Raw genomic sequence first — 25,860 nt, forward strand, 5'->3', positions numbered from 1 at the left:
TCACAGCTCCTTGCGGATATCGACGACGCGCGTCAAAGCCCACACGATCATCAGCACGACGGCGAGCAGAATGATCGCATTGGCCGCCGCGGCGGGAAATTGCAGGTAGCCGGTCTGCACCTGAATGATCTTGCCGACCGACGCGATCTGCTGCCCGCCCATCACGCCGACGGTCAGGAAGTCGCCCATCACGATCGTGATCACGAAGATCGAGCCGATCACGATACCGGTCTTCGACAACGGCAGGACCACGTCGCGCACCACCTGCCAGCCGCTCGCGCCGGCATCGCGCGCGGCTTCGAGCAACGACCGGTCGATGCGCATCATCGCGTTGAAGATCGGCACGATCATGAAGAACGTGTACAGATGCACGAACGCGAGCACCACCGAAAAGTTTGAATACAGTAGCCATTCGAGCGGCTGATCGATCACATGCGCGCCGAGCAGCGCCTGATTCACGAGGCCATTGCGGCCGAGCAGCGGCATCCACGAAATCATCCGGATCACGTTGGAGGTCCAGAACGGAATCGTGCAGACGAGGAATAACACCGTCTGCATGCTCGTCGTGCGGACGTGGAACGCGAGGAAGTACGCGATCGAAAAGCCCAGCAGCAAGGTCACGGCCCACACGATCGCGCAGAACTTGAGCGTCGACCAGTAGGTCTTGAAGGTGACGCAGACGTCGGTCATCGACGAACAGCCGTCGAAGATCGCCGCGTAGTTCTTCAGCGTGAACGCGGGAATGATCTGGTACTCGTTGAAGTCCCAGAAGCTGACGATCAGCGTGATGACCAGCGGCACGATGAAAAACAGCAGGAACGTCAGCGACAGCGGCGTCGCCTGCAGCCATGCCGGCGCGCGGCGATGTTTGACGGGCGCGTCCTGCGCGAGCGAGGGAAGGTCGATCGTTGCCATGGGCGGGTGTCTATCGAATGACGCACGCGGCTCAAGCGCCGCGCGCGGGGAAATCTCTACGCGACGAGCGGGCGCGGTGTTTGCCGACGTGTTCGCCGGCGCGTCATGCACCGGCAAACACAATGCACGGCGTGACGCTCGATCACGCTGCGATGAACTCGTTCCACTTCTGCACCATGTAGATGTTCTCGTCCATCACCGCGTTCCAGCACGCAATCGCGCTCATGCGCTGCGTGTAGGAGCCGCCGTCGCGCACCGCGCCGGCCTTTTCGAGCAGCTGGCCGTCCGGCGCCTTGATGTCCTGCACGGCGGCCTTGCCTTCGATCCAGTAGTCCCATTCGTACGGCTGCATGTGCGTCTTCGCGGTTTCGATCACGCCGGGGTAATAGCCCTGGCGCATCAGGTAGGCGCCGGCCCAGCCGTCCTGGAACCAGTTGACGAACTCATAGGCGGCGTCGAGCTTCTTGCCTTGCAGCGAGCGCGGAAAGCCGAAGCCCGAGGCCCACGAACGATAGCCTTCCTTGAGCGGCTGGAATTTGCACGCGATGCCCATCGTGCGGACCTTCGTCACCGCGGGCGACCACATCGACTGGATCACGACTTCGCCCGACGCCATCAGATTCACGCTCTCGTTGAAGTCCTTCCAGAACGCGCGGAACTGGCCGACATGCTTGGCCTCGATCAGGATCTTGATGGTCTGGTCGATCTCGGCCTTCGTCATGTTGCCTTTGTCGCCGTATTTCACGTGGCCCATCGCTTCGATCGCCATCGCCGAATCCATGATGCCGATCGCGGGAATGTTCAGCAGCGCCGCCTTGCCCTTGAATTGCGGATTGAGCAGCTCCGCCCAGCTGTCCACCGGCCGCTTGATCAGATCGGGACGAATGCCGAGCGTGTCCGCGTTGTAGGTGGTCGGGATCAGCGTCATCCATTCGGTCGGCGTCGCCGAGAATTGGGTCGAGCGCGGGCCGGTGAGGAACATCACTTTTTTCGGCGCGGTGCCCTGATCGCCGATCTTCTTGCCGTTGACTTCGCCGCGCGTGAGCACGGGCGTGATCCTGTCGGCGAGCTTGATGCGTTTGGCGTCCATGCCCGCGAGCGTACCGGCCGGAATCAGTTTCTTCAGCGCGAAATATTCGGTGTCGACGATATCGAACGAGTTGGGCTGCGTGATGATGCGCTTGGCGACGTCGTCGGTGGTGACCGGCACGTATTGAATCTCGATGCCGGTGTCCTCCTTGAATTTCTTCGCGATGTCGGCGCTCTGATTGACCGCCGTGCCGAGGTAGCGCAACGTGATCTTTTCCTGCGCATGCACGTACGGAAAACCGGCAATGCCGGCCGCCGCCACCGCACCCTTGATGAACGTGCGGCGCGACAGGCCTTTTTCCTTCACATCCGTTGCATCCACTGCCGCCGCTGCCGGACTCCCGTTCGTTTCGTTCATTGCTTTCTCCTCAGTTGACGTTCGATTGACGCTCATTCGATGTTTTGTTCACTGCGCCGCGCTGGCCGCATTCAAACGCTCAGGCCGCCAGCGGATGCGCGTCCTGCTCGTTCCACCAGACCACTACGCGCGCCTCGGGGCCGAGCCGCGTCGCGTCGTAGTCGCCGTCGCTCACGAGCGAGATCAGTTCAGGCGAGCCGTCGAGCGGATCGAGCGTCATGCGCAGATGCGTGCCCTGGTACTCGGCTTCACGGACCTTGCAGGGCACGCCGCCGATGCGGGGCAGGCCGCTCTCGCCGCCGGCGTTGTGCACCGGCGTGACGCCATGCGGCAGCACGCGCAGATGATCGGCGCGCACGGTAAACGAGCGGCCATTCGTGTTGAAGACGTTGTGTCCGCCCAGAAAGCGCGCGACAAACTCGGTACGTGGCCGGTTGAAGACTTCATGCGGCGTGCCGCTCTGTTCGATGCGGCCGTGACTCATCACCACGACGAGATCGGCGAGCGCCATCGCTTCTTCCTGCGAGTGCGTGACGTGGACGAAGGTGATGCCGAGTTCTTTCTGCCAGCGCTTGAGCTCGGCGCGCATCTGCACGCGCAGGAACGGGTCGAGCGCGGAGAGCGGTTCGTCGAGCAGCAGGCAGCCGGGCTGATTCAGCAAGGCGCGCGCGAGCGCCACGCGTTGCTGCTGGCCGCCGGAGAGTTGTGCCGGCTTGCGCGCGGCATACGCGGACATGGCGACGAGTTCGAGCAGTTCGGCGGCGCGCTTGCGCCGCACGTCCTTCGCGACGCCGCGCATCTTCAGGCTGAACGCGACATTGTCGAGCGCGCTCAGATGCGGGAACAGCGCATAGTTCTGAAACACCATCGCAGTGCCGCGCGCGGCGGGTTCGGCGCGCGTGACGTTGCGGCCCGCGATCAGAATGTCACCGTCGGTGACGGATTCATGCCCGGCGATCATGCGCAAGGTCGAGGTCTTGCCGCAGCCCGACGGTCCGAGCAGGCAGCAGTATTGGCCACCGGCGATGCGCAGGTCGATCGCGTCGACGGCCAGCGAATCGCCGTATTGCTTCGACACGTGAACCAGTTCGATATCGGCGGCTTGAGTGTCGAGCACCGTTGAAGCAGGCTGAATCATGAAGGAAGTGTCCTCGTGAACGGCGAACAGTGGGGCACGCGCCAAAACAGCTACGCCACCTATGCGAAGCGATGCAAATGCAAGACATGTGCCATCCATTGCATCGCGGCGCTCGCGCAATGCCGACGTACCGATGGGCCTAACGTCTACGAGTTGGCGCACATATTGCAAACGATCTGCTGCGTCGATCGTTAGCGATCAGCAGGATGGATTTGCGCGATCACGGTGCGTCAGCGGTCCGTCTCGGGGCATGAACCGGCCAATCCGGTTCATGCATGACGTGACGCGGCGTTTTTCGTCATCCACGGTTTCTTCTCATGAACGACACACGGAACATGCCCGCAATAGAGAACCGCGCGCGTCAATCGCTCGCGACGCATGGACGTTTTGCATACAGGCCGATCACGGATAGCGACGCCTACCGCTGGCCAGGCGGAGCGGGGCTCGCGGTCTATCTCGGCTTCAACATCGAGCACTTTGCGTTCGGTGAGGGACTCGGTGCGGCGCTCGGGCCGCTTTCACCGCAGCCGGATGTGCTGAACCATAGCTGGCGCGAGTACGGCAATCGCGTCGGCGCGTGGCGCTGCATCGAACTGTTCGATCAACTCGCTTTGCCGTCCGGCACGCTGATCAACACCGCGCTTTACGATCACTGTCCTGAACTGATCGCGGCTTGCGTCGCGCGTGGCGATGAACTGATTGGCCATGGCCACACGAATGCGCACCGGCAGAGCGAGCTCGACGAAAGCGGCGAGCGCGAGTTGCTTCTGCATTGCCGCGAACGGATCGCGGATGAGTCCGGTACACCGCCGCACGGCTGGCTGTCGCCGTGGATTTCGGAGTCGCATCTGACGCCCGATCTGTTGGCCGAAACCGGCTATCGCTACACGCTGAACTGGTGTCACGACGACCGCCCCGTGCGCATGGCCACGCGCGGCGCGCCGCTCTGGTCGATTCCGTATCCGCAGGAACTCAACGATCTGCCGATGATGGTGGGCCGGCACATGGACGGCCGTGCGTTCGCCGACATGATCGTCGACCAGTTCGACGAGATGCTCGAACAGGCCAATCGCGGTTCGCAACCGCAGGCCCTCGTCATGGGCATCGCGCTGCATCCGTATCTGGTCGGGCAGCCGTACAGGTTGCGGCATCTGCGCCGCGCGCTCGAACATATCGCCGCGGCGCGTGCGCGAGGCGATGTGTGGATCACCACACCGGGCGCGATCGCGAATCATATGGACGATCTGGAGCGGGACGGCATCGTGCGCCCGGCTACGGTATGAGCGCGAGAGACGGTGCGGCCACCGCGAAAAAGGCCCGTGGTGAGGAGGCCGATATCGATGCGCGCATCTACCAGTCGATTTTCGACGGCGTGCTCAATCATCGTTTGACGCCCGGCACGAAGCTGCCCGAGCCCGAGTTGTGCCAGCTGTTCGGCGTGGGCCGCGCGGTCGTGCGTCGCGTGCTGGAAAAACTCGCGTATGACGGCATCGTCGTGTTGCGGCCGAACAAGGGCGCAGTGATCGCCGAGCCCACGCCCGAGGAAACTCGCGAGATTTTCGAGGCGCGGCGTTCGGTCGAGCGGATGCTGGTCGAGCTTGCCGTGCAGCGTGCGAGCGCGCGAGACATCAAGGTGCTGCGTCAGCAACTCGCGAACGAGCACGAGGCGATGCATCGCTTCGACCAGCCGTCGTGGGCGACGCTCGCGAGCGGCTTTCATATGCGCATCGCCGCGCTGGCGGGCAACTCGATCCTGCAAAACTATCTGAAGGAACTGGTGTCGCGTTGTTCGCTGATTGTCGGCGTATACGAACCGCCGGGGCATGCACCGTGCGAGCACGCCGAGCATGCGGCCATCGTCGATTGCATCGAGGCGCGCGATGCGGCAGGCGCGATCGTGCATATGGAAGCGCACCTGCGCGATCTCGAAGAGCGCATTGAAACGTCGCGAATGCGTGGCGAGAAGAGCCTCGGCCAATTACTCGGCATCATTGGACAAGCGACCACGAACCAGGCGGACCGACATGGAAATTGATTTCGAGGCGATCACCGAATACCAGCGCTACAAGCTGATGGCGAGCCTGATCGTGCCGCGTCCGATCGCGCTCGTCACCACGCTCGGGCCCGACGGCACGATCAACGCCGCGCCGTTCTCGATGTTCAACATGCTCGGCGAAGAGCCGCCTATCGTGATGATCAGCGTGAACCGCGGGGCGGACGGCACGCTCAAGGACACGGCGGTCAATATCGTGCGGACCGGCGAGTTCGTCGTGCATCTCGCCGACGAAGCCATCGCCGAAAAAATGCATCGCTGCGGCGAAAGGCTGCCGCCTCATGTGAGCGAACTTGCCGAGGTCGGCTTGACGCCGGTGCCAAGCTCGCACGTCGCGCCGCCGCGCATCGCCGAAGCGCCGGTCGCGTTCGAATGCACGATCTGGGAGACGCTGGAGACGAGCAGCCGGCAGATTTTTATCGGCCGCGTGCATCGGCTGCATGCGCGCGACGAATTGATCGACATCGAGACGTGGCGCGTGCGCTTGCAGCACTACTTTCCGGTGGGTCGATTTGGTGCGAGCGATTATGTGACGACACGTGACCGGTTTACGCTGGGGTGACGGCGCTCGGCCGCGCAGTCCCAGCACCACTCCGATCACACACCCAGCGCGCGCCCGTCGCTGCGCGGATCGTGCGCGCCTGAAACCGTGCCGTCGGCATCGATGCGAATCACGCCTGGGTGACCCGCCAGCGGACTCTGCGCCGCGATCGTGCTGACCTCGTGGCCGCGCGCGGCCAGCGCCGCGAACACGTCGGCGCCCGCGTCTTCTTCGAGCTTCAACGCATCGCGCGTGTCGGAGAACGTCTTGCCGAGCAGAAAGCGCGGGCGGGCGAGGGCGGTGAGCGGGTCCATCCCGTAGTCGATCAGCCGCGTGAGAATCGCGGCGAGCGTTTGCGGCTGACCGTCGGCGCCTTGCGTGCCGAACAGCAACGCCGGGCGGCCGTCTTTCAGATACATGCCGGGGTTCAGCGTATGAAAGGGGCGCTTGCCCGGCTGCACGACGTTGTGATGCGCGGGGTGTGTGCTGAACGAGGCGCCGCGGTTGTGCCACAGAATGCCGGTGTCGCCCGCGACCACGCCGCTGCCCCAATCGAAGTAGACCGTTTGCAGCACGCTGACGCTGCGGCCTTCGCGATCCGTCGCGCCGATGAACACCGTATCGCCCGGGCGGAACACGTGCGGCCACGCGCGGGCCTGCTGCAAGTCGATCGAAGCGGCATGCGCGTCGAGTGTCGCACGCGAGAGCATCTGCTCGAGCGGCACGTCGTTGAACTCGGGATCGGAAACGAAACGGTCGCGATCGACGAACGCGCATTTCACGGCTTCCACCAGCAGGTGGTAGTAATCGGCGCTGCCTTCGCGGATCGAGGCGACGTCGAAGCGATCCAGCGTACCCATGATCTGCAGCGTCGTCACCCCTTGCGTGGGCGGACGCAGGCTCACCAGCTCGCCGCCGCGATACGCGACCCGCAACGGCGCTTCGTCGCGCGCGCGGGTTCTGGCGAGGTCGCTCGCGGTGAGCGGCGAGCCGGCCTGCTGCAAACCGCGTGCGATTCGCTCGGCCAGCTCGCCTTCATAAAACTCGCGCGCGCCGAAACGGGCAATCCGTTCGATGCTTTTCGCCAACGCCGGTTGCGCGAAGCGCTCGTCGATGGCGGGAATCCTGCCGTGCGGTGCGAAGGCCGCCGCGAAGCCGGGTAATGCGCTCAATTCGTCGGCGCGCAGGCTCTGCCAGAAATGTTGGGACGGCGTGACCGGAAACCCGTTGCTCGCATAATCGAGCGCACGCTCGAACAGCGACGACCACGACTGCGTGCCGCCCCATGTGCTTTGACTGATCTCGTAGGCCTGATGCCATGTATCGACAGTGGCGGCAGTCGTGAGCGCGGACGCCGCGCCGCGCACGGGAATCGCGGCATCGAACGCGGGCAGTTCAGCCGCGGCCTGGCCGATGCCCGACAGCGTGCGCAATGTCCCCGCGCGGTCGCCGATCACCCAGAAGGCGTCGCCGCCGAGTCCGGTGAAATGCGGATAGGTCACGCACAGCGCCGCGCCGATCGCGATGGCCGCTTCGATCGCATTACCGCCCGCACGCAATACATCGCGGCCGGCCTCGCTCGCCAACGCATGAGGGCTGGTGACCATGCCGTCGATGGCACAGGCGAGTCGAGAGTCGTGCATTCTTGCTCCGCTACGGGGGATGAGTTGCGCATGAGCGCGCCGGAGTCGGAAGTATAAGTTCGCGCGCGGCGCCGAAAATAATCAGTGCGACGCCGCAACATGCGTGAGGCCGCGCGCGGACAGATAGCGCGTGATCAGTGCGCAATGAGACACACGGCGTAATCCCTCACCGCCGCACGCGTTCATTCATAAGAGAAGAAGCCGCCGAACTTCTCGATCCGTTCGAGCGCCATGCCCGAGCCGCGCACCACGCAGGTCAGCGGCGCTTCGGCGACGAACACCGGCAGCCCCGTTTCTTCCGCCAGCAGCCGGTCGAGGTCGCGCAGCAGCGCGCCACCGCCCGCCAGCATGATGCCGCGCTCGGCGATATCGGCGCCGAGTTCGGGCGGCGTCTGTTCCAGGGCGATCTTCACGGCCGACACGATCTGGTTCAGCGGATCGGTCAGCGCTTCGAGAATTTCGTTGCTCGACACGGTGAAACTGCGTGGTATCCCTTCGGACATATTGCGGCCCTTGACTTCCATCTCCTTGACTTCGGAGCCGGGAAACGCGGAGCCGATTTCCTTCTTGATCGCTTCGGCGGTTTGCTCGCCGATCAGCATGCCGTAGTTGCGGCGGATGTAGTTGACGATCGCATCGTCGAACTTGTCGCCGCCCACGCGCACCGAGCCCTTGTACACGATGCCGCCGAGCGAGATCACGCCCACTTCGGTCGTGCCGCCGCCGATGTCGACCACCATCGAGCCGGTCGCGTCCGACACCGGCAGCCCCGCGCCGGTTGCCGCGGCCATCGGCTCCTCGATCAGATAGACCTGCGATGCGCCCGCGCTATGGGCGGCTTCCTTGATCGCGCGGCGCTCGACCTGGGTCGAACCGCACGGCACGCAGATGATGATGCGTGGCGACGGCGCGAACATCCGCGATTCGTGCGCCATCTGGATGAAGCGCTTGATCATCTGCTGGGTGATGTTGAAGTCGGCGATCACGCCGTCTTTCATCGGGCGGATCGCCTCGATGTTGCCCGGCACTTTGCCGAGCATCTGCTTTGCTTCCTTGCCGACGGCCAGAATGATCTTCTTGCCATTCGGGCCGCCTTCCTGGCGGATCGAAACCACCGAGGGTTCGTCGAGCACGATGCCTTTGCCACGCATGTAGATCAGCGTGTTGGACGTGCCGAGGTCGATGGCCAGGTCGTTGGAAAAATAGCCGCGCAGAAAACCGAACATGCAAATTCCTGTCTCTGTGAGGTCGGGCGCGTGAGCGCCGCTGGGGGAGTGCCGCGCCATGGCGCCAGGCGACCGGTTGACGGTCGGGAGAGAGGGAAGAATAACAGTTTCGGATGCGGCGGCAATGCCGGTGGCTGAGCTGGCGCAAAATCAGTCCTGCTTGGGCTTATCCGTGCGCTCGCCACGCGGGTGCACGAGCAGCCTCGCGGCTTCGCAGGAAGTGGACGACGCAGGCCGGGCTTGCGTACGGAGGCGCGAGCGGGCGAACGGACCGGCCCTGCGCAGGCACGCTCGCGCGGGTTCGCCGGCCACGGGCACGGCCGCTTCAGACCTCGGCGACGGTTGCTCAAGGCAGCGCGGCGGCGTGACGCGCAACGCGCCGGGCGGCCGAAGCCGCCCGCCGGCCGGTTCTTCACGGGATGCTGCGCGGACGAACATTACTGAATGGTAATCGTCGACCCGAGCGCCAGACGGTATGATTTCAGCGTCAACGCAAAGCGGAGTAACCAATGCGAATCCTGGTGATCGAGGACGAGCTGAAAACAGCGGCCTATCTGAAGAAAGGTCTGGAAGAATCCGGCTACGCGGTTGACGTCGCGAACGACGGCCCGCAGGGACTGCTGCTCGCCCAGGAGGAAGAGTACGACGTGATCGTGCTCGACGTGATGCTGCCGGGCATGGACGGCTGGAGCGTCGTCAGGAGCTTGCGCAGCACCCGCACCACGCCCGTGCTGTTCCTCACCGCGCGCGACGACGTCGACGACCGCGTGCGAGGGCTGGAGCTCGGCGCGGACGACTACCTCGTCAAGCCTTTTGCCTTCGTCGAATTGCTGGCGCGCGTGCGCACGCTCGGGCGCCGCGGGCCGCCGCGCGAAAGCGAGCTGATCAAGGTAGGTGATCTGGAAATGGACGTGAATCGCCGGCGCGTGAAACGGGGTGGCACGCGCATCGATCTGACGCCGCGTGAATTCTCGCTGCTGCAGCTGCTCGCGCGCCGCGAGGGTGAAGTGCTGAGCCGCACGCAGATCGCCTCCTATGTATGGGATATGAATTTCGACAGCGACACGAATGTCGTCGAAGTCGCGATCCGGCGTCTGCGCACCAAGATCGACGATAACTTCCCGGTCAAGCTGATTCACACCGTGCGCGGCGTCGGCTACGTGCTCGAAGTGAAGGACCTCGGCTGATGCGCGGCCGTTCGCTTGCCGCCACGCTCGCCTTTGCTTTTGGCGTCACCACGCTGGCGGTATTCGTGCTGGTCGGCAGTTTCCTGTACCTCGCGCTCGAAAAGCAGATCAAGGCGCAGGACAATCTCGACATCGTGCTGGCCGTGCGTCACGCACGGCGCCTCGCCGAAGAACTCGAATCGGCGCAGGGCATTCGCGAACACGGCGAGCGCCTTGCGAGCATCGTGCTCGGCAACGAGGCGATGTCGATGGAAGTGTTCGGCCCCGACGGCAACAAGGCGATCGACCACAACATCGCCGCTGCGCTCGCCGCGCCGGACGCGGCCAGCGGCGCGGCGAGCCTCGCCGCGCTGCCGCCGCTCGCGCGCGTGGCGGCCACCGCGCGCATTACCGAGGCCGACATCGGCGACTGGATCGGGCGCAATGGCGCCCCGATTCGCGGCATTCTCACCGATGTGCGGCTGCGCAACGGCGACACCGCGAGCGTGCTGGTGGCGCGCAACATGAGCGACCGCTGGCTGCTGCTGGACCGTTACCGCGACAAGCTCCAGATGGCGGGCGTGGCCGGCGTGCTGCTGGCGATGCTGCTCGGCTATGTGCTGATTCGCGTCGCGCTGCAGCCGCTGCGCGACATTGCGGCGAGCGCGGGCCTCGTCACGATCAACCGCCTCGATACGCGGGTCACCGTCGAGCGTGTGCCGAGTGAACTGGCGGCGCTGGTGGTGTCGTTCAATGCGATGCTCGAACGGGTCGAGCAGGGTTTTCAGAGGCTGTCGCGTTTCACGGCCGATCTCGCGCACGACATGCGCACGCCGCTCGGCAACATGCGCGGCGCCGCCGAGGTGGCGCTCGCCCGTCCGCGTTCGGTCGATGAATACGAGTCGCTGCTCGCGTCGAATCTCGAAGAGTGCGACCGTCTGTCGAGAATGATCGAGAACGTGCTGTTTCTCGCGCGCGCCGAGCATCCGCAGTTCGTCAAGCACATGCGCGAGTTCGACGCGGGGCAGGAACTGAGCCACATCGCCGACTACTTCGAAGGCATTGCCGAGGAGGCGGGCGTGCGCGTGCGGGTCGGCGGCGCAGCCAGCCTGACGGCGGATCTCGAACTGTTTCGCCGCGCGCTCGGCAATCTGCTCGCGAATGCGATCCGCTATACGCCGCCGGGCGGCGAGATCGCGCTGGACGTCGGCGAGTCGCCCGAGGCGGTGCGGGTCAGCGTGTCGAATCAGGGCACGCCGATCGCGGCCGAGCATCTCGAACGCATCTTCGACCGCTTCTATCGCGTCGATCCGTCACGCAGTTCGCTGCCCGCGGCAGACGTCTCGCAAGCGTCGACGGGATCGACGGGACTGGGCCTCGCCATCGTGCGCACCATCATGGAGTTGCATGGCGGCACGGTGCATGCGGAGAGCGATGCGCGCGGCACACGCTTCGTCCTGACTTTCAAACGGGCAGGGTGAACGCCCGAGGCCCAGGCGGGGCGCTCGGCAACGCTATCCATGCGCGGGCGTGTTCGCTGCGCCTGCCTGCCACGGTCCGCCCAACGCCTTCAGCAACAGCACACTCGATTCCAGTTGGCGCGCGGCGATCTGATCGGCGACGCGCTGATTCGTCAGCGCGATGGTCTGTGCGGTCACGACGTCGAGATAGCTCACGGCCCCCGCATTGAAGCGGTTCGTCGTGAGGCGCAGTGACAGATCCGCGGCCGTCGTGGCGCGCTGCTGGCTGGCGGCTTCGTCGGCGAGCGCGTGCAGCGCGGACAGGCTGTCCTCGACTTGCTGGAACGCCACCAGCACCGACTGGCGATAATCGGCGACCGCGCCGTCATATTGCGCGACGGCGCCGTGCAGGCTCGCGCGGCGCTTGCCGCCGTCGAACAGCGTACCGGCCAGTTGCGGGCCGAGTGACCAGAACAGACTGGGCGCGCTCAGCCATGGCGCGAAGAAGGTGCTCTCGAGGCCCACGCTCGCCGACAACACCAGGTCGGGGAAGAACGCCGCGTGCGCCACGCCGATCTGCGCATTCGCGGACGCCACGCGCCGTTCGGCGGCGGCGATGTCAGGGCGGCGCTCCAGCAGCTGGGACGGCAAGCCCACGGGAATCGCCGGCGGCGCCGCGGCGGAGCCGTTCGGCGGCAGCGTGAAGCTCGAGGCCGGCTCGCCGGTCAGCGTGGCAATCGCATGCTGCATCTGCGCGCGCGTCACGTCGATATCGGTCGCCTGCGTGCGGGTGGCTTCGAGTTGCGTCGTGGCCTGGGCGACGGCGGAAGCATCGATCGCGCCGTTGTTCAGTTGCTGTTGCAGCAGCTTCAACGCGGCGGCGTAGGCGCTCACGCTGTCGTCGAGCAGTTTCTTCTGGGTATCGAGCGAGCGCAGCGCGAAATAGTCGACGGCGAGATCGGCGCTCATCGACAGGCGCACGCCTTCGAGGTCCGCTTCGCTGGCCTGGGCGTCGGCGTGGGCGCCGTTCACGCTGTCGCGGATGCGTCCGAACAGATCCGGTTCCCAACTCGCCGAGACGCCCGCCGCATAGTCGGGCACGGTCTTGCCCGCCAGCGATTTGCCTTCGACGTTCTGCGAGGTCCGCGACCGGTCCTGCGCGAGGCCGGCGGTAATCGTCGGGAAAAAACCGGCGCGCTGGTAGTCGACCAGCGAGCGCGCCTGCTGGAGCTGCGCGACCGCCTTGCGCACGGTCTGGTTCGACACGTCGATGCGCGCTTCGAGCTGGTTGAGAACCGGATCGTCGAAAGCGGTCCACCACGGACCGCGCGGCGCCGAGTCAGCCGGCGCGGCCTGCGCCCAGCCGGGCGCCGCGCCCGCATAGTGCGCGGGGACTTCGGCGGTGGGGCGCTGGTAAGGCGGCAGGGTCGAACAGGCGCCAAGCAGCGCGGAGCACAGCGCGGCGAGCAGCGTGGCGAATGGGGCGCGGCGCGGCAGCGGCCTTGCCGGAGAGCTTGAAAACATCGGCGATTCCTTTCTGTGACGGTGGCTCAGCTATGCATCGCCGGTGTGATCTGAACGACCTGGCCCGTGCTCAGCGAATCGCCGGGGTTGTCGATCACGCGATCGGTCGAGGCGAGCCCCGTCGTGATTTCCACATGCGTGCCGAAATCGCGGCCGATCTGCACGGTCTTCAGCACCGCCCGGCCGTTGCCGTCGACCACCGCTACCGTCACACCGCCGGGGCGGAACAACAGCGCGCTGACCGGCAGGTCGAGCGCGGGTCTCGTCGCCTGCAACTGCAGATGCACCTGCCCGTAGGCGCCGGGCATCAGCGCGCCATCCCGGTTGTCCACGTCGACTTCGACGCGCAGCGTGCGGCTCGACGGGTCGATCGCGCCGCTCGTGCGGGCCACCTTCGCGGGGATCTGGCGGCCCGGATACTGCTGGGTGCTCAGATACACGCCGATGCCGGGCGTGACGTAAGGCGCGTCGTTCTGCGGTACGTCGACGAACACGCGCAGCGTGCCGGTCTGCTGAATGTGGAACAGCTCGCCTGACGCGCCGGCCGTGCCGGGCGAGCCGCCCGCGGTCACCAGCGCGCCGACGTCGACGTTGCGCGCGGTGATCACGCCGTCGAACGGCGCGGTGACCTTTTCGTACGAAACCAGCTCGGCGAGATGCGCGACGTTGGCCTGCGACGACGCCAGCATCGCGCGGCGCGCCTCCATCTCGCTGACTTTGGTGTCGGCATCCTGCTGCGCGACCGACTGGGTTTGCAGCATCGCCTGCCAGCGCTGCGCGGTGGTCTTCGCGAAGTCGAAATTGGCCTGCGCGGTGGCGGCGTCGGCGCGGGCCTGGCGCAGTTGCGCGTCGAGCTCCGGCGCGTCGATCGTCGCGAGCGTCTGGCCGTTCTTCACCTGCGCGCCGAGGTCGGTGTTCCAGTGCGCGAGATAACCGCTCGTGCGGGCATAGATCGAGGCTTCCGCGAACGGCGTAATTGAACCGGGCAGCACGAGTTCACGGCTGGCCGGTGCGGCGCGCGGCGTGACGACGGAGACGCTGAGCACGCTTTGCGCGTCGGTCTGGCGAGTCAGCGCGGCGCTGGCATGCAGGCGCGGCACGATGCCGAGGAGCAGCAACGCGACGGCGAGGCCGGCGGGCACGAGCGGCCAGAGGCGGCGGCGCTGCCTCGCGTCAGGGGAAACAGTGGCGCTGGTGGCTGTGTCGCTGTCGGTCCCGGCGTGTTCGCGGTGATCGGCGCTCGCGGGTTCTACGGGCGAAGCGCTGCTTCTGTCGGACATGTGCGCGCGTGAGCCGCCGTCCGTCTGCGATGCTGACGCCGCCGCCCGATGCGGCTCGGCAGCGCGAGCCGCATCGGGGGGAGTGCCGGTTTCAGCGGCGTGCGCAGACTGGCTAGCCTGCTCGCCCAGTTCGGGCGGAAATGATGAGTCGTTCATGGGCCAGGTCCTGTCGGAATCAAAGAGTGTGGGCCGGCTCGCGGACTTGCTGGGCGGCGTTGCGCGCCGCGCGGCGCCGATCGAGCCACGCGTGCACGGTCCCGTAGACCACCGGGACGAACAGCAAGGTCGACAGCGTGCCGAGCGCGAGGCCGCCGATCACGGCGCGTCCGAGCGGCGCGTTCTGTTCGCCGCCGTCGCCGAGGCCGAGCGCCATCGGCAGCATGCCGATCAGCATCGCCAGCGCGGTCATCAGCACCGGACGGAAGCGGCTGAACCCGGCGTCGAGCGCGGCGCGCAGCGGCGGTGTGCCGCCGTGGTGCAATTCACGGGCGGTGTTGATGACGAGAATGCTATTGGCCGTGGCAATGCCGATGCACAGAATCGTGCCCGTGAGCGCCGGCACGCTCAGGCGAGTGCCGGTGCTGAACAGCATCCACGCGATGCCCGCGAGCGAACCCGGCAGACCGGTGACGATGATGAGCGGATCGAGCCACGACTGGAAATTGACGACCATCAGCAGATAGACGAGTGCGATCGCGAACAGCATGCCGCTTGCGAGGCCGGTGAACGAGTCGTGCATCGCCTGCACCTGGCCGCGCACCACGATCGACGCGCCCGGCGGCAACTGCGGCCTGATCTGGTCGACGAGCCGGGTCACGTCGGCCGCCACGCCGCCGAGATCGCGCCCTTGCGCCGACGCGAAAATATCGAGCACCGGCTGCACGTTGTAGTGCGACACCACGGCTTGCTGGGTGCCGCGCGTCAGCGTGCCGAGCGCGCCGAGCAGGTTCTGCGGTGCGGGGCCGGTCGCCGAGCCGGATGCGCCGCCTTGTGCGACCGGAATATTGGCGAGCGCCTGCAGCGAGTTCACGTCGTACTGCGGCATCATCGCCAGAAGTGGGTAGCTGACGCCGTTGCGCGGATCGAGCCAGAAGTTCGGCGAAGTCTGCGAACTGCCGGACAGCGCGATCAGCAGATTCTGCGAGACGTCGCGTTGCAGCAAACCGGCCTGAATCGCTCGCGTGCGGTCGACGTTGACGTTGATCGCGGGGGCGTCGCCCGGCTGCTGGATACGCGCGTCGACGAGACCGCGCACGCCGCGCAGTTGCGCGAGCAGTGTGTTGGCGACGGCGCGGTTCGCATCGAGCTTGTTGCCGACGATCTGGATATCGATCGGCGCGGGCAAGCCGAAGTTGAGAATCTGGCTGACGATGTCGGCGGGCAGGAACGCGAACGTGACGCCGGGGAAATCCTTCGTGAGCATCGTGCGCAGCGCCGCCACATACTGCGCGGTGGGCCGGTGTTTCGCCGCGAGCGTGATCATCACGTCGGCGTCTTCCGGGCCGATCGGGTCCGACGAGTCGTAGGTCAGATTGATGCCGCTCACCGGCACGCCGATGTTGTCCAGCATCGCGGCCAGTTCCTTCGGCGCAATCGTGTCACGCACGCGGGTTTCGACCTCGTCGGTGAGACGCGCGGTGTCTTCGATACGCGTGCCGGTCGGCGCCCGCAGATGCAGGCGGATCTCGCCGGTATCGACAGCAGGGAAGAAATCGCGGCCGGCGAACGGCACCAGCGCGAGCGAGCCGACGCACGCCAGCAGGAACACCGCAATGAAGCGACGCGGGCTCGCGATCGCCGCGCCGAGCGCGCCGCGATAGGCTTCGCGCAGCCGCTCGAAGCGTCGCTCGAACGCTGCCTGAAAGCGGATCAGACGCGCAATCGGGCCGTTGCCGTTGCCGCTGAGCGGCGCATGGCTGCGCGCGCGCATCAGATACATGGCGAGGGTCGGCACCAGCGTGCGCGAAAAGAAGTACGACGCGATCATCGCGAACACGACGGCTTCGGCGAGCGGCACGAACAGATAGCGCGCGACGCCGGAGAGCAGGAACATCGGCACGAACACGAAGCAGATCGAGAGTGTCGAGACGAAGGTGGGCACGGCGATTTCGCCGGAGCCGTTCAGGATCGCGTCGTGCAGCGGCGCGCCGTTTTCCAGATGATGCGTGATGTTTTCGATCGCGACGGTGGCGTCGTCGACGAGAATGCCCACCGCGAGCGCAAGCCCGCCGAGCGTCATGATGTTGATGGTCTGGCCGAGCGCGGAAAGCGCGATCAGCGAAGTCAGCACCGCCAGCGGAATCGACACCGCGATGATGAGCGTGGCGCGCCAGCTGCCGAGAAACAGCAGGATCATCAGCGCGGTAAGCGCGGCGGCGATCAACGCCTCGCGCGCGACGCCCACTACGGCCGATTTCACGAACACCGACTGGTCCGAGAGCGCGGTGATGTGCAAGGCGCTCGGCAAGCCGGCCGCGATGTGCGGCAACAGCGATTTGACCTGCTGGATGATCGTCAGCGTCGAGGTATTGCCGGATTTTTCGACGGTCAGCAGCGCGGCGCGTTTGCCGTCGCTGCGTACGATGTTGGTCTGCGGCGCGTAGCCGTCGCGCACATGGGCGACGTCGCGCACGTACACCACGCCGCCCGCCACTGTTTTGATCGGAAGATCGTTGAGCGCGGCGACGGTGTCCGTGCTGCCGTTCATCTGCACGTTGTATTCCTTCGCGCCGATCTTCGCCGTGCCGCCCGGCAGGATGAGGTTCTGCGCGTTGATCGCGTTGACCACGTCGAGCGGTGCGAGGCCCTTGGCCTGCAGCGCGCGCGGGTCGATATCGACCATGATCTGCCGCACCTTGCCGCCGAACGGCAGCGGCACCGCCGCGCCTTGCACCGTCGCCAGCTGCGTGCGGATCGCGCTATTGCCCAGGTCGTAGAGCTGCTGCTCGGACAACGTGTCGCTGGACAGCCCCAGTTGCAGGATCGGCACCGTCGAGGCGTTGTACGTGATGATGTTCGGCGGCAGCGTGCCAGGCGGCAGCACGCGCAGAATAGACGCGGAATTGGACGCGGCCTCGGCAATCGCGCGATTGATATCCGCACCCGGATGAAAAAAGATCTTCACCACCGACACGCCATTGAGCGATTGCGATTCGATATGCTCGATATCTTCGACGTCGGAGGTGAGCGCGCGTTCGTAGTTCGACGTGATGCGGTTGGCCATGTCCTGCGCGGAAAAGCCGTTATACGTCCAGACGATGCTGACCACCGGGATATCGATGTTGGGGAAGATATCGGTCGGCGTGCGTAGTATCGCGAGCGGGCCGACCATAAAGATCAGCACGGCGAGTACCACGAAAGTGTAGGGGCGGCGCAGCGCGAGCCTGACGATCCACATATCGGATTCCTGAAAATGACAAAGGAGGCGCGCGTCGGGGCGGCGCTGCGATGAACGCGCGACGCGGCTTCGTGAGTCAGGAGTGTGGCGGCGGGGCGCTTACGCGCTGCGGTCGGCTAGATTACCGTTCTGTTATCTGACGGACCGGGGGGAGGGGCGAGGCGCGCGGCGGGCTCGCCATGGATAACAAAACGGTAATGTCCGGGTCAGTGCTCCGACAGCTGAAATAACAAGAATGGGAAGCGTGGTTCAGGCCACTTCCTTCTTGCCCCTACCCGGAGATTCATCATGAAACTGCTTACCGCTCTTGCCGTTGCCGCCCTCAGCCTGCCGTTCGGCGCGAATGCCTTTGCTCAAACCACCTCGTCGGGCTTGACGCGGGCCGATGTGATGGCGCAGTTGCAGCAGGCGCAAGCCGAAGGACTGGTTCCGACGCCGACCGGCGACTATCCGCCGTCGGCGGCGACGATTGCGCGAAACCGCGAAATTTACGCGATCCAGCACGGTACGGATCACGCCGGCGCGCTCAGCACGGCAGACGCACCCGCCATGCAATCGCGCACGGCGTCGAATTGAGAACGGCTTCAGGCCGGATTGCTTGCGGGCGCGGCGGCCCAATCCACCGCCGCATCGAACAGGCTCGCGCCCGCCGCCGACAGATTGCCGAATGTGTCGTTGTTCAGAAAGAACATCACGCGCCGCGCGGGCGCCAGCGACTCATAGTCCATGGTCGCGCCTTTTTCGTACGCGAAAATCGCCGCTTTTTCCGGTTGACCGTACAGCGTCGCGATGATCGCCGCGCCGAGCCCGGGCTTGCCCCAACTCATCGCGGCCTGCCTGCCGTAGACATTCGTCACGCCCGCCGGCAAACCGGCGGCCATCGGATGCGGCGCATTGACGAGCCACAGGTAGCGCTCTTTTTGCGCTTCGCCGAAGTCGACGTCGTGGCGTTTGCCGGTCATCGCGAAGTCGTCGAGCAGATCGTTTTCCCATGTGAGTAGCGGCCTGGCCAGATAGCGCCAGCCGCTCGCCACCTGTTTCGACGACACAGTCGACGAGATCAGCACCAGATCGGCGTCGCTCGCCGCTTCGGGCGGCTGTGCCTGATCGAGCATGCGAACGCCGTAACCGCGCGCGATGAGATGTGCGGCGATCTTCTGGTCGGCGCTCTGGTCCGGGCCGCTTTTTTTCTCACCTGTTTGCGCGTTTGCCTGCACGACCATCACCACCTTCCTGCCCGTGCCCGTGGCGTTCGATACCGCGTAGGCTGCGGGCGCGCCAAACGCCAACCCCGCACCGAGGCTCGCTGCCGCAGTGAGAAAAGTTCTGCGGTTCGCGCGCGGCGCGAGGGCGGGTTCATTGCGGTGCTTGTGAATTTTCATGGGCCTTCCTGTCTCGTTCAGGTGGATAGTGCGAACGGCGGCGCGTACCGCGCCCGTGCGGTTCAAAACTCGAGCGTCGAGAGCAGCGACACCTGGCGCGCGTCGCCAATCGACACGAAGTACTTGTTCACGCTCGACGGGTAGTACGTCTTGTTGAACAGGTTCTTCACGTTGAGCTGGAAAGACAGATGACGGTTGCCGATTTTCGTGTCGTAGGTGGCGAACGCATCGGCGACCGTATAGGACGGCAGCGTGAAGCTGTTCGCCGAATCGCCCGGCCGCGCGCCGACGTAATGCGCGCCGGCGCCCACGCGCAACTGGTCGCCGCCGAGGACCGCGCCGAAGTCGTACACCGCCGCGAACGACGCCGTGTTCTGCGGCGCGTTCCACAAGCGGTTGCCGGCATAAAGCGGGTCTTCCGTGGTCTTCGCGTCGATATACGCGTAGCTCGCGATCACGCTCCAGTGCTCGCCGATCTGACCGGCGACGTCGAGTTCGACGCCGCGCGAGCGCGCCTTGCCGGCGGTGCGCCAGTCGGTCTGTTTGGTCGCATCGTTGTACTGCTGCACCAGCACGTTTTTCTTGTCGATGTTAAAGAGCGCGAGCGTGCCGGTCAGCCCGGCGGGCAGCGCCATTTTTGCGCCGAGCTCCCATGAGGTGGCCTGCTCGGGCTGCACTGACGAGTCGATCACCACGCCGGTGGAGAGCGGCGCGATCGTCGAGGTCGGCTTCAGCGACTGCGTATAGCTGCCGTACAGCGACACCGTGTCGGTCCATTTGTAGACCACGCCCGCGCGAGGCAGCCATCTCGTGCCGTTGATGTCGGTGTTGGCGACGAACGGCCGGCCCTTGCCCGCGACCTGGTTGTAGCTCAGAAAACGTGCGCCGCCGATCAGTATCCACTTGTCGGTCAGATGCAGACTGTCCTGGAAGAACAGCGAGCGGTCGTGCAGCGTGTCGGTCTGATCGCTGTCGCTCGCGGACACCGTGGTGGACGGACTCTCCAGGCCGTAGACCGGATCGAAATAGTTGAACGGATACTTCGTCGCCTGACGCAGCAGGTCGCGGCGATAGATGCGGCGATACTCGGCGTCGACGCCGACCTGCAGATCGTTACGCAATCCGGCGACGTTGAAATGGCCGTCCACATACGCGATCGAGTAACTATCCGTGCTCAGCGCGCCATGCGTCGCATCGTTGCTGCGCGACACGGCGCCTGTCGTGCTGTTGATGCCCTGCACGCGCAACTGGTTCGCGTCGTAGGTTTCGCGGTTGTAGCTGTAGCCGACATGCGCCTTCCAGTCGGCGTTGATCTGATGATCGACGCTGATTTGCGCGAGGTGCGATTCGCCGTCCATCTCGTTGAACGGCTCGTCGAGACGGCGGCGGCTCGGAATCGCGAGTGGCTCGTTGGTCTTCGGATCGAGCGCGGTGCCACGGTCGAACGGATAGAGGAAGTTCCGGTATTCGTACGAGACCACCACCTGCGTATCGCGTCCATACCACGCGAGCGACGGCGCGACCAGCGTCTCGCGATGCTCGCCGAAATTGCGCCAGTACTGTTCGTTGGTTTGATCGACGACGAGCCGGTACGCGAGGCCCGAGTCGCCGATGGGCCCGGTCGTATCGAGCGTCGTCTCGGCGCCGTTACGGCCGTGCCCGTATGTCGAGCCGAGCACGGAGATCGCGTGATAAGGCGTGAGCAACGGCTGCTTGCTCACCACGTTGACGACGCCGCCGGGGTCCATGATCCCGTACAGCAGCGAAGTCGGGCCCTTGAGCACTTCGACGCTGTCGGCGGCCGCGTTCAGGCCGCGCCCCTGCACGAGCGGCATGCCGTTGTGCATGATCGAGCCGTCGCGATTGCCGCCGAAGCCGCGCTTGAGCAGCGTGTCCTGCGTGCCGGCGAGCGTATTGCCCTGCACGATGCCGCTCACGTTCGCGAGCGCGTCGTCCAGATTGCGCGGACGCTGGTCGCGCAGCACCTGTGACGGCACCACGGCGACGGCCTGCGCGGTGTCGAGTATCGGCGTGTCGGAGCGGGTCACGCCCGCTTCGGCGGGCGGGCGATAGCTGCCAGCTTGCACCAGCCGCGACGTCACGGCGACGGTGGGCAGGGTGGCGTCGCTCGCGCCGTCCGCGCCTGGCCGTTCCTGCTCGATGAGCGTGTAGCTGCCGTTCGACTGCTGGCGTGCGGCGAGGCCGGTGCCATGCAGAAGGTGGTCGAGCGCCTGTTGCACGCCGTACTCGCCGTGCAGGCCTTCGCTGTTGCGCCCGGCTGTCAGCTCAGCCGGGAACGACAGCAGCAGCCCGGCTTCGCGGCCGAAACGATTGAGCGCGCCCTCGAGCGGGCCGGCCGGAATGTCGTAGCGCTTGCGCGCCGGCGCTTCGGCGGCGGCGCGGGTGTCGGCCGAGGGTTCGGCGGCGAGCGCCGCGTTGGACGGCAGCCCCGCCGAGATCAGCGCGGCCGTTGCGATATGCCGCGCGAAGTGCGCCGCCGGCCGTGGGCGCAACACGCCACGGCCGGCGCCGGTCTTTCGATACTGTCCCATGTTCAAAGCTCGCAGGAAGATGGACGATGTGTTGCTCTCATCTCCCTTGTCACGCGAGATTCGAAAACAGCTCACAACTGGCGGAAAAATTGTTCGGCGAGCACCGCGCAGGTCGTTCGCGGGGCGTCCTTACGAACGCGCGGCGCGCACGGTGGCCCAGTAGCGTGTGATGAACACGACCTCGACCGGCAGGATGCGGGTTACGGTATCGAGCACGCGGTCGGTATCGGCGAGCGGGTAGGTGCCCGACAGACGCAAACCGGCCACCGCCGGATCGCAGCTCAGATGCCCGGCGCGATAGCGCCCGAGTTCGTCGATGAAATCGCCGAGCCGCATGCCGCCGGCCACGATCAGACCGTCCGTCCATGCGGCGTCGTTCTCGCTGATGGTTTCCACCGCACTGATGGCGTCGCGCGTGAAGCGGGCGCGTTGCCCGGCGCGCACGACCGGTGCAAGGTGCGGCGCGTCGCGCGGACTGATCCGCACGGCGCCTTCGAATACGTCGAGGCGGCCAAACCCGCTTTGCTGTCTGACCGCGAAGCGCGTGCCCAACGGCTGCAGGCTGCCTTGTGCGGTTTCCACGCTGAAGGGCCGCCGTTCGCCGTCGCGATGCGCGGTCGCGACCATGATTTCGCCTTCGATCAGGCGCACGCGCCGCTCGGTGTCGTCGAAGCGGATATCGATCGCGCTGCCGGTGTTCAGCGTGACGCGCGTGCCGTCACCGAGGGTGAGGCTGCGGCGTTCGCCGAGCGCGGTGCGCACGTCGGCATTCCATGCGCGCCATGGCACGTGTTCACTGGCCATCCAGCTTGCACCGCCGGCGAACAGCAGCGTCGCCAGTACTTTGACGCTGGCGCGACGCCGGGCCGAACCGGTGCGCGTCAGTGCGGCGCGTGCGGCGGCTGTGCCGCCGGCCTCGCCGGTGGCGTCGGCGAGACTGCGCAAGCGGCCGCTGACGTTGCAGATGTGCCGCCATGCGAGTTCGTGATCGGGGTGCTCGGCACGCCAGCGGGCCAGCGCAAATTGTTGCGCGCGCGTGTCCTTGCCGGATTGCAGTTCCATCCACCATTCGACCGCGCGCATCGCGACATGCCGCGGCACATCGGGTCTCGTGTCTGCGTTCAAGCCGGGCATCCGTTACGCGGGGCTCAATGCGAAGAAGCACTGCGCGGCGGCGCGCACCAGATGACGTTTCACCGTGGTAATCGAGATCTTCAGTTGCGCGGCGATTTCGGCATGGGTCAGGCCGTCGAGCTGGGCTAGCAGGAAGGCGCGTTTGACGGCGACCGGCAGACTGTCGAGCAGACTGTCGATCTCCACCAGCGCTTCGAGCAGCAGCGCACGCTCTTCGGGCGACGGTGCGAATGCCTCGGGCACGAGCGCGAGCGCGTCGAGGTACGCGCGCTCGATCTGCTCGCGGCGCCAGTGGTTGGCCATCACGCGTTGCGCGACCGTCGTCAGGAAAGCGCGCGGTTCGTCGAGGCGCAGCGGCTCGTCGCGGGCGAGCAGGCGCATAAACGTGTCGTGCGCGAGGTCGGCGGCGCGATGCGCGCAGCCGAGCTTCCTGCGCAGCCACGCGTGAAGCCAGCCGTGATGATCGCTGTAGAGCGTCTGCACCTCTCGATGCAGCGTCGGATTGTTTGCCGCCATGGCCCGCTATGGACGCCGGATCGACCGATCAGGCATCTTGCTAAATGAGAATGATTCGCATCATAGCATGGAGAAATTGGCGACGGAAATGCTGTTTGGGTCGCGAGGGGGCGGAGTTTGGCGGGGTCGCTCGAGAAGGCTGGATACTGATGGGGGCGGTTTTGCGCGCCGATTCCGGTCCTTCTCGGGAGGGGGCAGGTCGTTGCGGGCAGTTGCGGTTAATTGGCGGCGGCAGTGGCAACAGTGGCAACAGTGGCGGGCGGACAATGAGCCATGCGCCCGTCCGAAGGGTGTCAGGCTTGGACGGGCGCGCATGTCTAGGTCTTGTCGCGGCTGCGTGCCCGCGTGGCGCCGGTAATCACCGCCACGCCCAGCAGGATGACCGCCACGATTTCGACGGTGTGTCGAGCGACGTGCAGCGTGACTAGTCCCCATGACACGCCTGCAATCAGAATGATCCAGCCGGCCAGGTAAATGAGCAGGGTCATCGTGGTTCTCCTCGTTCGATTCGACGGATGGCCCCCGGTTGCTTCTCCTGATGCTCATGAAAAGCGCGACCGGATGCCCCGATTCATCCGTTGAAATCGCGTCGCCCCGGCCGTGGACCGTTGGGTGGCGTATCGGGCAAGCGATCAACGGGGTAATCGAGTAGCAGATTCCGCGCCCGCTCTGGTCTTCGAACAGTCGTGCGTGGTGGACCTTGAGTGCCGCCTGCGCTGTCCCTTCGACCGAGCCGTGCCATGCGACGCGTGCCGGCCTGCCGATTGACGAACAGCGCACCGTGCACGCGTGTCCTGACCAGCTTCGACCTTGGTCGTTCAGCGCCCCGAGGCCGGCCCGAGGCGCGCCGCGATAGTCCGGCAAGCCGCGAGCAATGGCTCGATGTAGCGCGTTTGCGCGTCGCGCTCCAGGCGAAAGGTCGGCATGCTGATGCTCACGCAGCCGACCGCGCGTCCGTCAGCGCCGCGAATTGCCGCACCGTAGCAGGAGATCGCGACTTCGTTCTCTTCGCGGTCCTCGGCGTAGCCGCGTTGCTCCGTGGCGACCAGTTCACGGCGGACTTCGTCGAGCGTAACTAGCGTGTGCTCGGTGAAGCGGCGCAGCGGCGCGTCTTTGAGCAACGCTTCGCGTTCGGTCACGCCGAGCGTCGCGAGATAGGCCTTACCCACCGAGCTCGACGTGAGCGACACCCGCGTGCCGATGCGCGACGCCATGCGCACCGCGTGCGGGCTTTCCAGTTTCTCGATGTACACCATCTCGCCCTGACTCGGCACGGCGAGATGAATCGTTTCCGACGTGAGATTGCGCAGTTCCATCAGCGCATCGACCGCCGCGAGGCGCAAGTCCGAGCGCTCCCAGCTGCGGCTCGCCAGATTGACGAGGCGCGGGCCGAGACCGAACGTGTTGCCGCTGCCCGCGCCGACGATCAGCCCTTCGGCCTGCAACGCGGCCACGATACGGTGGACGGTAGGGCGCGGATAGCCGCTCGCCGCGCTCAGCCTGGCGACATTGGGCGGCGTCTGCGCATCGGCGACCAGTTGCAGCACGGCAATGAACTTGGAGAACGCGGCGGCGCCAGCAACGGTCTTCCCGTCGGCGGTACTGGCCGTGCCGGTGGCGACGCTTTCGCCGGTCTGGCCGGCGTGGGAGGAAGGCTTGGAATCGGAGGTGGACATCAGGCTACGGTCGGACACAGTTGAGCAATTATGCCCTTATTTCCCGGGCAGAATGCCATCGACGCCAAGCCGGTTCGTCACGCGACCAGATAGCCGCCGTCGACCGGCACGATCGCCCCCGTCATGAACGACGCGGCCGGCGTGCACAGAAACGCCGCGACCTGCGCGACTTCATCCGGTGTTCCCCAGCGACGCATCGGCGTGCGATCCAGAATGGCCTGCGAGCGGCCGTCGTCGTCCTGTAACGCCTGGGTCAGCGGCGTCGCGATCCAGCCCGGTGCGATCGCATTGACGCGAATGCCGTCGGCCGCATAGGCGAGTGCGAGCGACTTGGTCAGTTGCGCGACCGCGCCTTTGCTCGCGCTATAGGCCGGCACCAGACCGCCGCCGAAGAAACTCAGCATCGACGCCGTATTCACGATGCAGCCCGACGACGCCTTCAGCAATTCACGCGCGGCCGAACAGACGCGCATCGTGCCGTTCAGGTTGATGTCCATCACGCGCTCGAACACCTCGATGCGGTGTTCTTCCACCCGGCTGATCACGCCAGCGCAATTGACCACGATGTCGAGCCGCTCGAACGCCTGCAACGCGGCGGCGACGTCGTCGCTCGAACGCACATCGAGCGTGACGCGCCGGATTTCTCGGTCGAGCGTATCCGGCGCGCCTTCGGGCAGCGGCAAGCCGGCCGCGACCGTTTGCGCGCCGAGCTTCGCGAGCCCGTTTGCAATGGCCGCGCCGATTCCGGAGAGGCCACCCGTGACGAATGCGACCTTGCCTTCAAGCAGATTGTTCTGGAATGTCATGTGA

At 65.7% G+C, this 25,860-nt stretch carries 21 protein-coding genes; 6 read left to right on the forward strand and 15 right to left on the reverse strand.

Translation table 11 applies throughout. The features are described 5' to 3' along the window. The 3 genes from ACZ9H4_RS15310 to ACZ9H4_RS15320 form a co-directional block, all read right to left on the reverse strand. Entirely contained in the window at positions 1 to 915 is a 915-nt protein-coding gene (locus ACZ9H4_RS15310) for an ABC transporter permease (protein ID WP_408148059.1), read from the reverse strand. Positions 916 to 1,057: 142 nt separating this feature from the next. After that, on the reverse strand, positions 1,058 to 2,362 hold the full coding sequence (locus tag ACZ9H4_RS15315; RefSeq protein ID WP_476119453.1) for an ABC transporter substrate-binding protein: 1,305 nt from the start codon (positions 2,360 to 2,362) through the stop codon (positions 1,058 to 1,060). Between the two features lie 79 nt (positions 2,363 to 2,441). Continuing rightward, entirely contained in the window at positions 2,442 to 3,500 is a 1,059-nt protein-coding gene (locus tag ACZ9H4_RS15320) for an ABC transporter ATP-binding protein (protein WP_408153318.1), read from the reverse strand. A 317-nt stretch (positions 3,501 to 3,817) separates the two neighbouring features. On the opposite strand from ACZ9H4_RS15320, the gene ACZ9H4_RS15325 reads away from it, so the two are divergent. Genes ACZ9H4_RS15325 through ACZ9H4_RS15335 form a run of 3 tightly spaced genes read left to right on the forward strand, consistent with a single transcriptional unit; the run spans position 3,818 to position 6,115 of the window. Further along, positions 3,818 to 4,783 carry a polysaccharide deacetylase family protein gene (locus ACZ9H4_RS15325; RefSeq protein WP_408153319.1) on the forward strand — a complete coding sequence of 322 codons (966 nt, stop codon included), beginning with the start codon at positions 3,818 to 3,820 and terminating at the stop codon, positions 4,781 to 4,783. Beyond that, positions 4,780 to 5,535, forward strand: coding sequence for a GntR family transcriptional regulator (locus ACZ9H4_RS15330; protein WP_408148051.1), 756 nt, complete (start codon positions 4,780 to 4,782; stop codon positions 5,533 to 5,535). Before ACZ9H4_RS15325 ends, ACZ9H4_RS15330 begins: the two co-directional genes overlap by 4 nt. After that, positions 5,525 to 6,115, forward strand: coding sequence for a flavin reductase family protein (locus ACZ9H4_RS15335; RefSeq protein ID WP_408148049.1), 591 nt, complete (start codon positions 5,525 to 5,527; stop codon positions 6,113 to 6,115). Before ACZ9H4_RS15330 ends, ACZ9H4_RS15335 begins: the two co-directional genes overlap by 11 nt. Before the next feature lie 35 nt (positions 6,116 to 6,150). On the opposite strand, the gene ggt is transcribed toward ACZ9H4_RS15335, so the two are convergent. Together ggt and ACZ9H4_RS15345 are read right to left on the reverse strand one after the other, a co-directional pair. Continuing rightward, positions 6,151 to 7,737: a gamma-glutamyltransferase gene (ggt, locus tag ACZ9H4_RS15340; RefSeq protein WP_408153320.1), complete on the reverse strand. Its 1,587-nt coding sequence runs from the start codon at positions 7,735 to 7,737 to the stop codon at positions 6,151 to 6,153. A 182-nt stretch (positions 7,738 to 7,919) separates the two neighbouring features. Continuing rightward, on the reverse strand, positions 7,920 to 8,963 hold the full coding sequence (locus tag ACZ9H4_RS15345; RefSeq protein WP_121322348.1) for a rod shape-determining protein: 1,044 nt from the start codon (positions 8,961 to 8,963) through the stop codon (positions 7,920 to 7,922). Positions 8,964 to 9,472: 509 nt separating this feature from the next. On the opposite strand from ACZ9H4_RS15345, the gene ACZ9H4_RS15350 reads away from it, so the two are divergent. Then, positions 9,473 to 10,150, forward strand: a complete 678-nt coding sequence (locus ACZ9H4_RS15350; RefSeq protein WP_408148045.1) for a heavy metal response regulator transcription factor — start codon at positions 9,473 to 9,475, stop codon at positions 10,148 to 10,150. Continuing rightward, complete coding sequence (locus tag ACZ9H4_RS15355) at positions 10,150 to 11,610, forward strand: heavy metal sensor histidine kinase (RefSeq protein ID WP_476119458.1); 1,461 nt, start codon at positions 10,150 to 10,152, stop codon at positions 11,608 to 11,610. Before ACZ9H4_RS15350 ends, ACZ9H4_RS15355 begins: the two co-directional genes overlap by 1 nt. A 33-nt stretch (positions 11,611 to 11,643) precedes the next feature. Here ACZ9H4_RS15355 and ACZ9H4_RS15360 read toward each other — a convergent pair whose 3' ends face one another. The 3 genes from ACZ9H4_RS15360 to ACZ9H4_RS15370 are packed head-to-tail and all read right to left on the reverse strand — an operon-like array spanning position 11,644 to position 17,790. Continuing rightward, the gene (locus ACZ9H4_RS15360) at positions 11,644 to 13,113 is read right to left on the reverse strand and encodes an efflux transporter outer membrane subunit (protein ID WP_476119460.1); all 1,470 of its coding nucleotides are present in this window, start codon (positions 13,111 to 13,113) and stop codon (positions 11,644 to 11,646) included. 26 nt (positions 13,114 to 13,139) lie between these two features. Further along, positions 13,140 to 14,549 carry an efflux RND transporter periplasmic adaptor subunit gene (locus tag ACZ9H4_RS15365; RefSeq protein ID WP_476119462.1) on the reverse strand — a complete coding sequence of 470 codons (1,410 nt, stop codon included), beginning with the start codon at positions 14,547 to 14,549 and terminating at the stop codon, positions 13,140 to 13,142. Between the two features lie 19 nt (positions 14,550 to 14,568). Beyond that, positions 14,569 to 17,790, reverse strand: coding sequence for an efflux RND transporter permease subunit (locus ACZ9H4_RS15370; RefSeq protein WP_476119464.1), 3,222 nt, complete (start codon positions 17,788 to 17,790; stop codon positions 14,569 to 14,571). Positions 17,791 to 18,078: 288 nt separating this feature from the next. Here ACZ9H4_RS15370 and ACZ9H4_RS15375 point away from each other — a divergent pair, with 288 nt between their 5' ends. Next, on the forward strand, positions 18,079 to 18,366 hold the full coding sequence (locus ACZ9H4_RS15375) for a DUF4148 domain-containing protein (protein WP_408148036.1): 288 nt from the start codon (positions 18,079 to 18,081) through the stop codon (positions 18,364 to 18,366). Between the two features lie 8 nt (positions 18,367 to 18,374). On the opposite strand, the gene ACZ9H4_RS15380 is transcribed toward ACZ9H4_RS15375, so the two are convergent. From ACZ9H4_RS15380 to ACZ9H4_RS15410, 7 genes are all read right to left on the reverse strand, one after another. Beyond that, the gene (locus ACZ9H4_RS15380) at positions 18,375 to 19,172 is read right to left on the reverse strand and encodes a hypothetical protein (RefSeq protein WP_408158082.1); all 798 of its coding nucleotides are present in this window, start codon (positions 19,170 to 19,172) and stop codon (positions 18,375 to 18,377) included. Between the two features lie 62 nt (positions 19,173 to 19,234). Then, the gene (locus ACZ9H4_RS15385; RefSeq protein ID WP_476119467.1) at positions 19,235 to 21,724 is read right to left on the reverse strand and encodes a TonB-dependent siderophore receptor; all 2,490 of its coding nucleotides are present in this window, start codon (positions 21,722 to 21,724) and stop codon (positions 19,235 to 19,237) included. 129 nt (positions 21,725 to 21,853) lie between these two features. Continuing rightward, entirely contained in the window at positions 21,854 to 22,858 is a 1,005-nt protein-coding gene (locus ACZ9H4_RS15390) for a FecR domain-containing protein (RefSeq protein WP_408327066.1), read from the reverse strand. Between the two features lie 3 nt (positions 22,859 to 22,861). Next, positions 22,862 to 23,374 carry a sigma-70 family RNA polymerase sigma factor gene (locus tag ACZ9H4_RS15395; protein WP_408141278.1) on the reverse strand — a complete coding sequence of 171 codons (513 nt, stop codon included), beginning with the start codon at positions 23,372 to 23,374 and terminating at the stop codon, positions 22,862 to 22,864. Between the two features lie 317 nt (positions 23,375 to 23,691). Further along, positions 23,692 to 23,862 carry a hypothetical protein gene (locus tag ACZ9H4_RS15400; RefSeq protein WP_476119470.1) on the reverse strand — a complete coding sequence of 57 codons (171 nt, stop codon included), beginning with the start codon at positions 23,860 to 23,862 and terminating at the stop codon, positions 23,692 to 23,694. Between the two features lie 330 nt (positions 23,863 to 24,192). Next, on the reverse strand, positions 24,193 to 25,050 hold the full coding sequence (locus ACZ9H4_RS15405; RefSeq protein ID WP_476119472.1) for an IclR family transcriptional regulator: 858 nt from the start codon (positions 25,048 to 25,050) through the stop codon (positions 24,193 to 24,195). 77 nt (positions 25,051 to 25,127) lie between these two features. Further along, positions 25,128 to 25,856 carry an SDR family NAD(P)-dependent oxidoreductase gene (locus ACZ9H4_RS15410; protein WP_408141280.1) on the reverse strand — a complete coding sequence of 243 codons (729 nt, stop codon included), beginning with the start codon at positions 25,854 to 25,856 and terminating at the stop codon, positions 25,128 to 25,130. Positions 25,857 to 25,860 lie beyond the last annotated feature (4 nt).

The organism is Paraburkholderia sp. TE9906 (assembly GCF_056279605.1).

What these genes read in the sequence shown, in the direction of transcription:
- ACZ9H4_RS15355 (WP_476119458.1), top strand. Translation starts at nt 10,150, where the DNA reads ATGCGCGGCCGTTCGCTTGCCGCCACGCTCGCCTTTGCTTTTGGCGTC.
- ACZ9H4_RS15350 (WP_408148045.1), top strand. Translation starts at nt 9,473, where the DNA reads ATGCGAATCCTGGTGATCGAGGACGAGCTGAAAACAGCGGCCTATCTG.
- ACZ9H4_RS15365 (WP_476119462.1), bottom strand. Translation starts at nt 14,549, where the DNA reads ATGAACGACTCATCATTTCCGCCCGAACTGGGCGAGCAGGCTAGCCAG.
- ACZ9H4_RS15330 (WP_408148051.1), top strand. Translation starts at nt 4,780, where the DNA reads ATGAGCGCGAGAGACGGTGCGGCCACCGCGAAAAAGGCCCGTGGTGAG.
- ACZ9H4_RS15375 (WP_408148036.1), top strand. Translation starts at nt 18,079, where the DNA reads ATGAAACTGCTTACCGCTCTTGCCGTTGCCGCCCTCAGCCTGCCGTTC.
- ACZ9H4_RS15315 (WP_476119453.1), bottom strand. Translation starts at nt 2,362, where the DNA reads ATGAACGAAACGAACGGGAGTCCGGCAGCGGCGGCAGTGGATGCAACG.
- ACZ9H4_RS15325 (WP_408153319.1), top strand. Translation starts at nt 3,818, where the DNA reads ATGAACGACACACGGAACATGCCCGCAATAGAGAACCGCGCGCGTCAA.
- ACZ9H4_RS15385 (WP_476119467.1), bottom strand. Translation starts at nt 21,724, where the DNA reads ATGGGACAGTATCGAAAGACCGGCGCCGGCCGTGGCGTGTTGCGCCCA.
- ACZ9H4_RS15360 (WP_476119460.1), bottom strand. Translation starts at nt 13,113, where the DNA reads ATGTTTTCAAGCTCTCCGGCAAGGCCGCTGCCGCGCCGCGCCCCATTC.
- ACZ9H4_RS15370 (WP_476119464.1), bottom strand. Translation starts at nt 17,790, where the DNA reads ATGTGGATCGTCAGGCTCGCGCTGCGCCGCCCCTACACTTTCGTGGTA.
- ACZ9H4_RS15410 (WP_408141280.1), bottom strand. Translation starts at nt 25,856, where the DNA reads ATGACATTCCAGAACAATCTGCTTGAAGGCAAGGTCGCATTCGTCACG.
- ACZ9H4_RS15395 (WP_408141278.1), bottom strand. Translation starts at nt 23,374, where the DNA reads ATGGCGGCAAACAATCCGACGCTGCATCGAGAGGTGCAGACGCTCTAC.
- ACZ9H4_RS15380 (WP_408158082.1), bottom strand. Translation starts at nt 19,172, where the DNA reads ATGAAAATTCACAAGCACCGCAATGAACCCGCCCTCGCGCCGCGCGCG.
- ACZ9H4_RS15345 (WP_121322348.1), bottom strand. Translation starts at nt 8,963, where the DNA reads ATGTTCGGTTTTCTGCGCGGCTATTTTTCCAACGACCTGGCCATCGAC.
- ACZ9H4_RS15310 (WP_408148059.1), bottom strand. Translation starts at nt 915, where the DNA reads ATGGCAACGATCGACCTTCCCTCGCTCGCGCAGGACGCGCCCGTCAAA.
- ggt (WP_408153320.1), bottom strand. Translation starts at nt 7,737, where the DNA reads ATGCACGACTCTCGACTCGCCTGTGCCATCGACGGCATGGTCACCAGC.
- ACZ9H4_RS15405 (WP_476119472.1), bottom strand. Translation starts at nt 25,050, where the DNA reads ATGTCCACCTCCGATTCCAAGCCTTCCTCCCACGCCGGCCAGACCGGC.
- ACZ9H4_RS15400 (WP_476119470.1), bottom strand. Translation starts at nt 23,862, where the DNA reads ATGACCCTGCTCATTTACCTGGCCGGCTGGATCATTCTGATTGCAGGC.
- ACZ9H4_RS15335 (WP_408148049.1), top strand. Translation starts at nt 5,525, where the DNA reads ATGGAAATTGATTTCGAGGCGATCACCGAATACCAGCGCTACAAGCTG.
- ACZ9H4_RS15390 (WP_408327066.1), bottom strand. Translation starts at nt 22,858, where the DNA reads ATGCCCGGCTTGAACGCAGACACGAGACCCGATGTGCCGCGGCATGTC.
- ACZ9H4_RS15320 (WP_408153318.1), bottom strand. Translation starts at nt 3,500, where the DNA reads ATGATTCAGCCTGCTTCAACGGTGCTCGACACTCAAGCCGCCGATATC.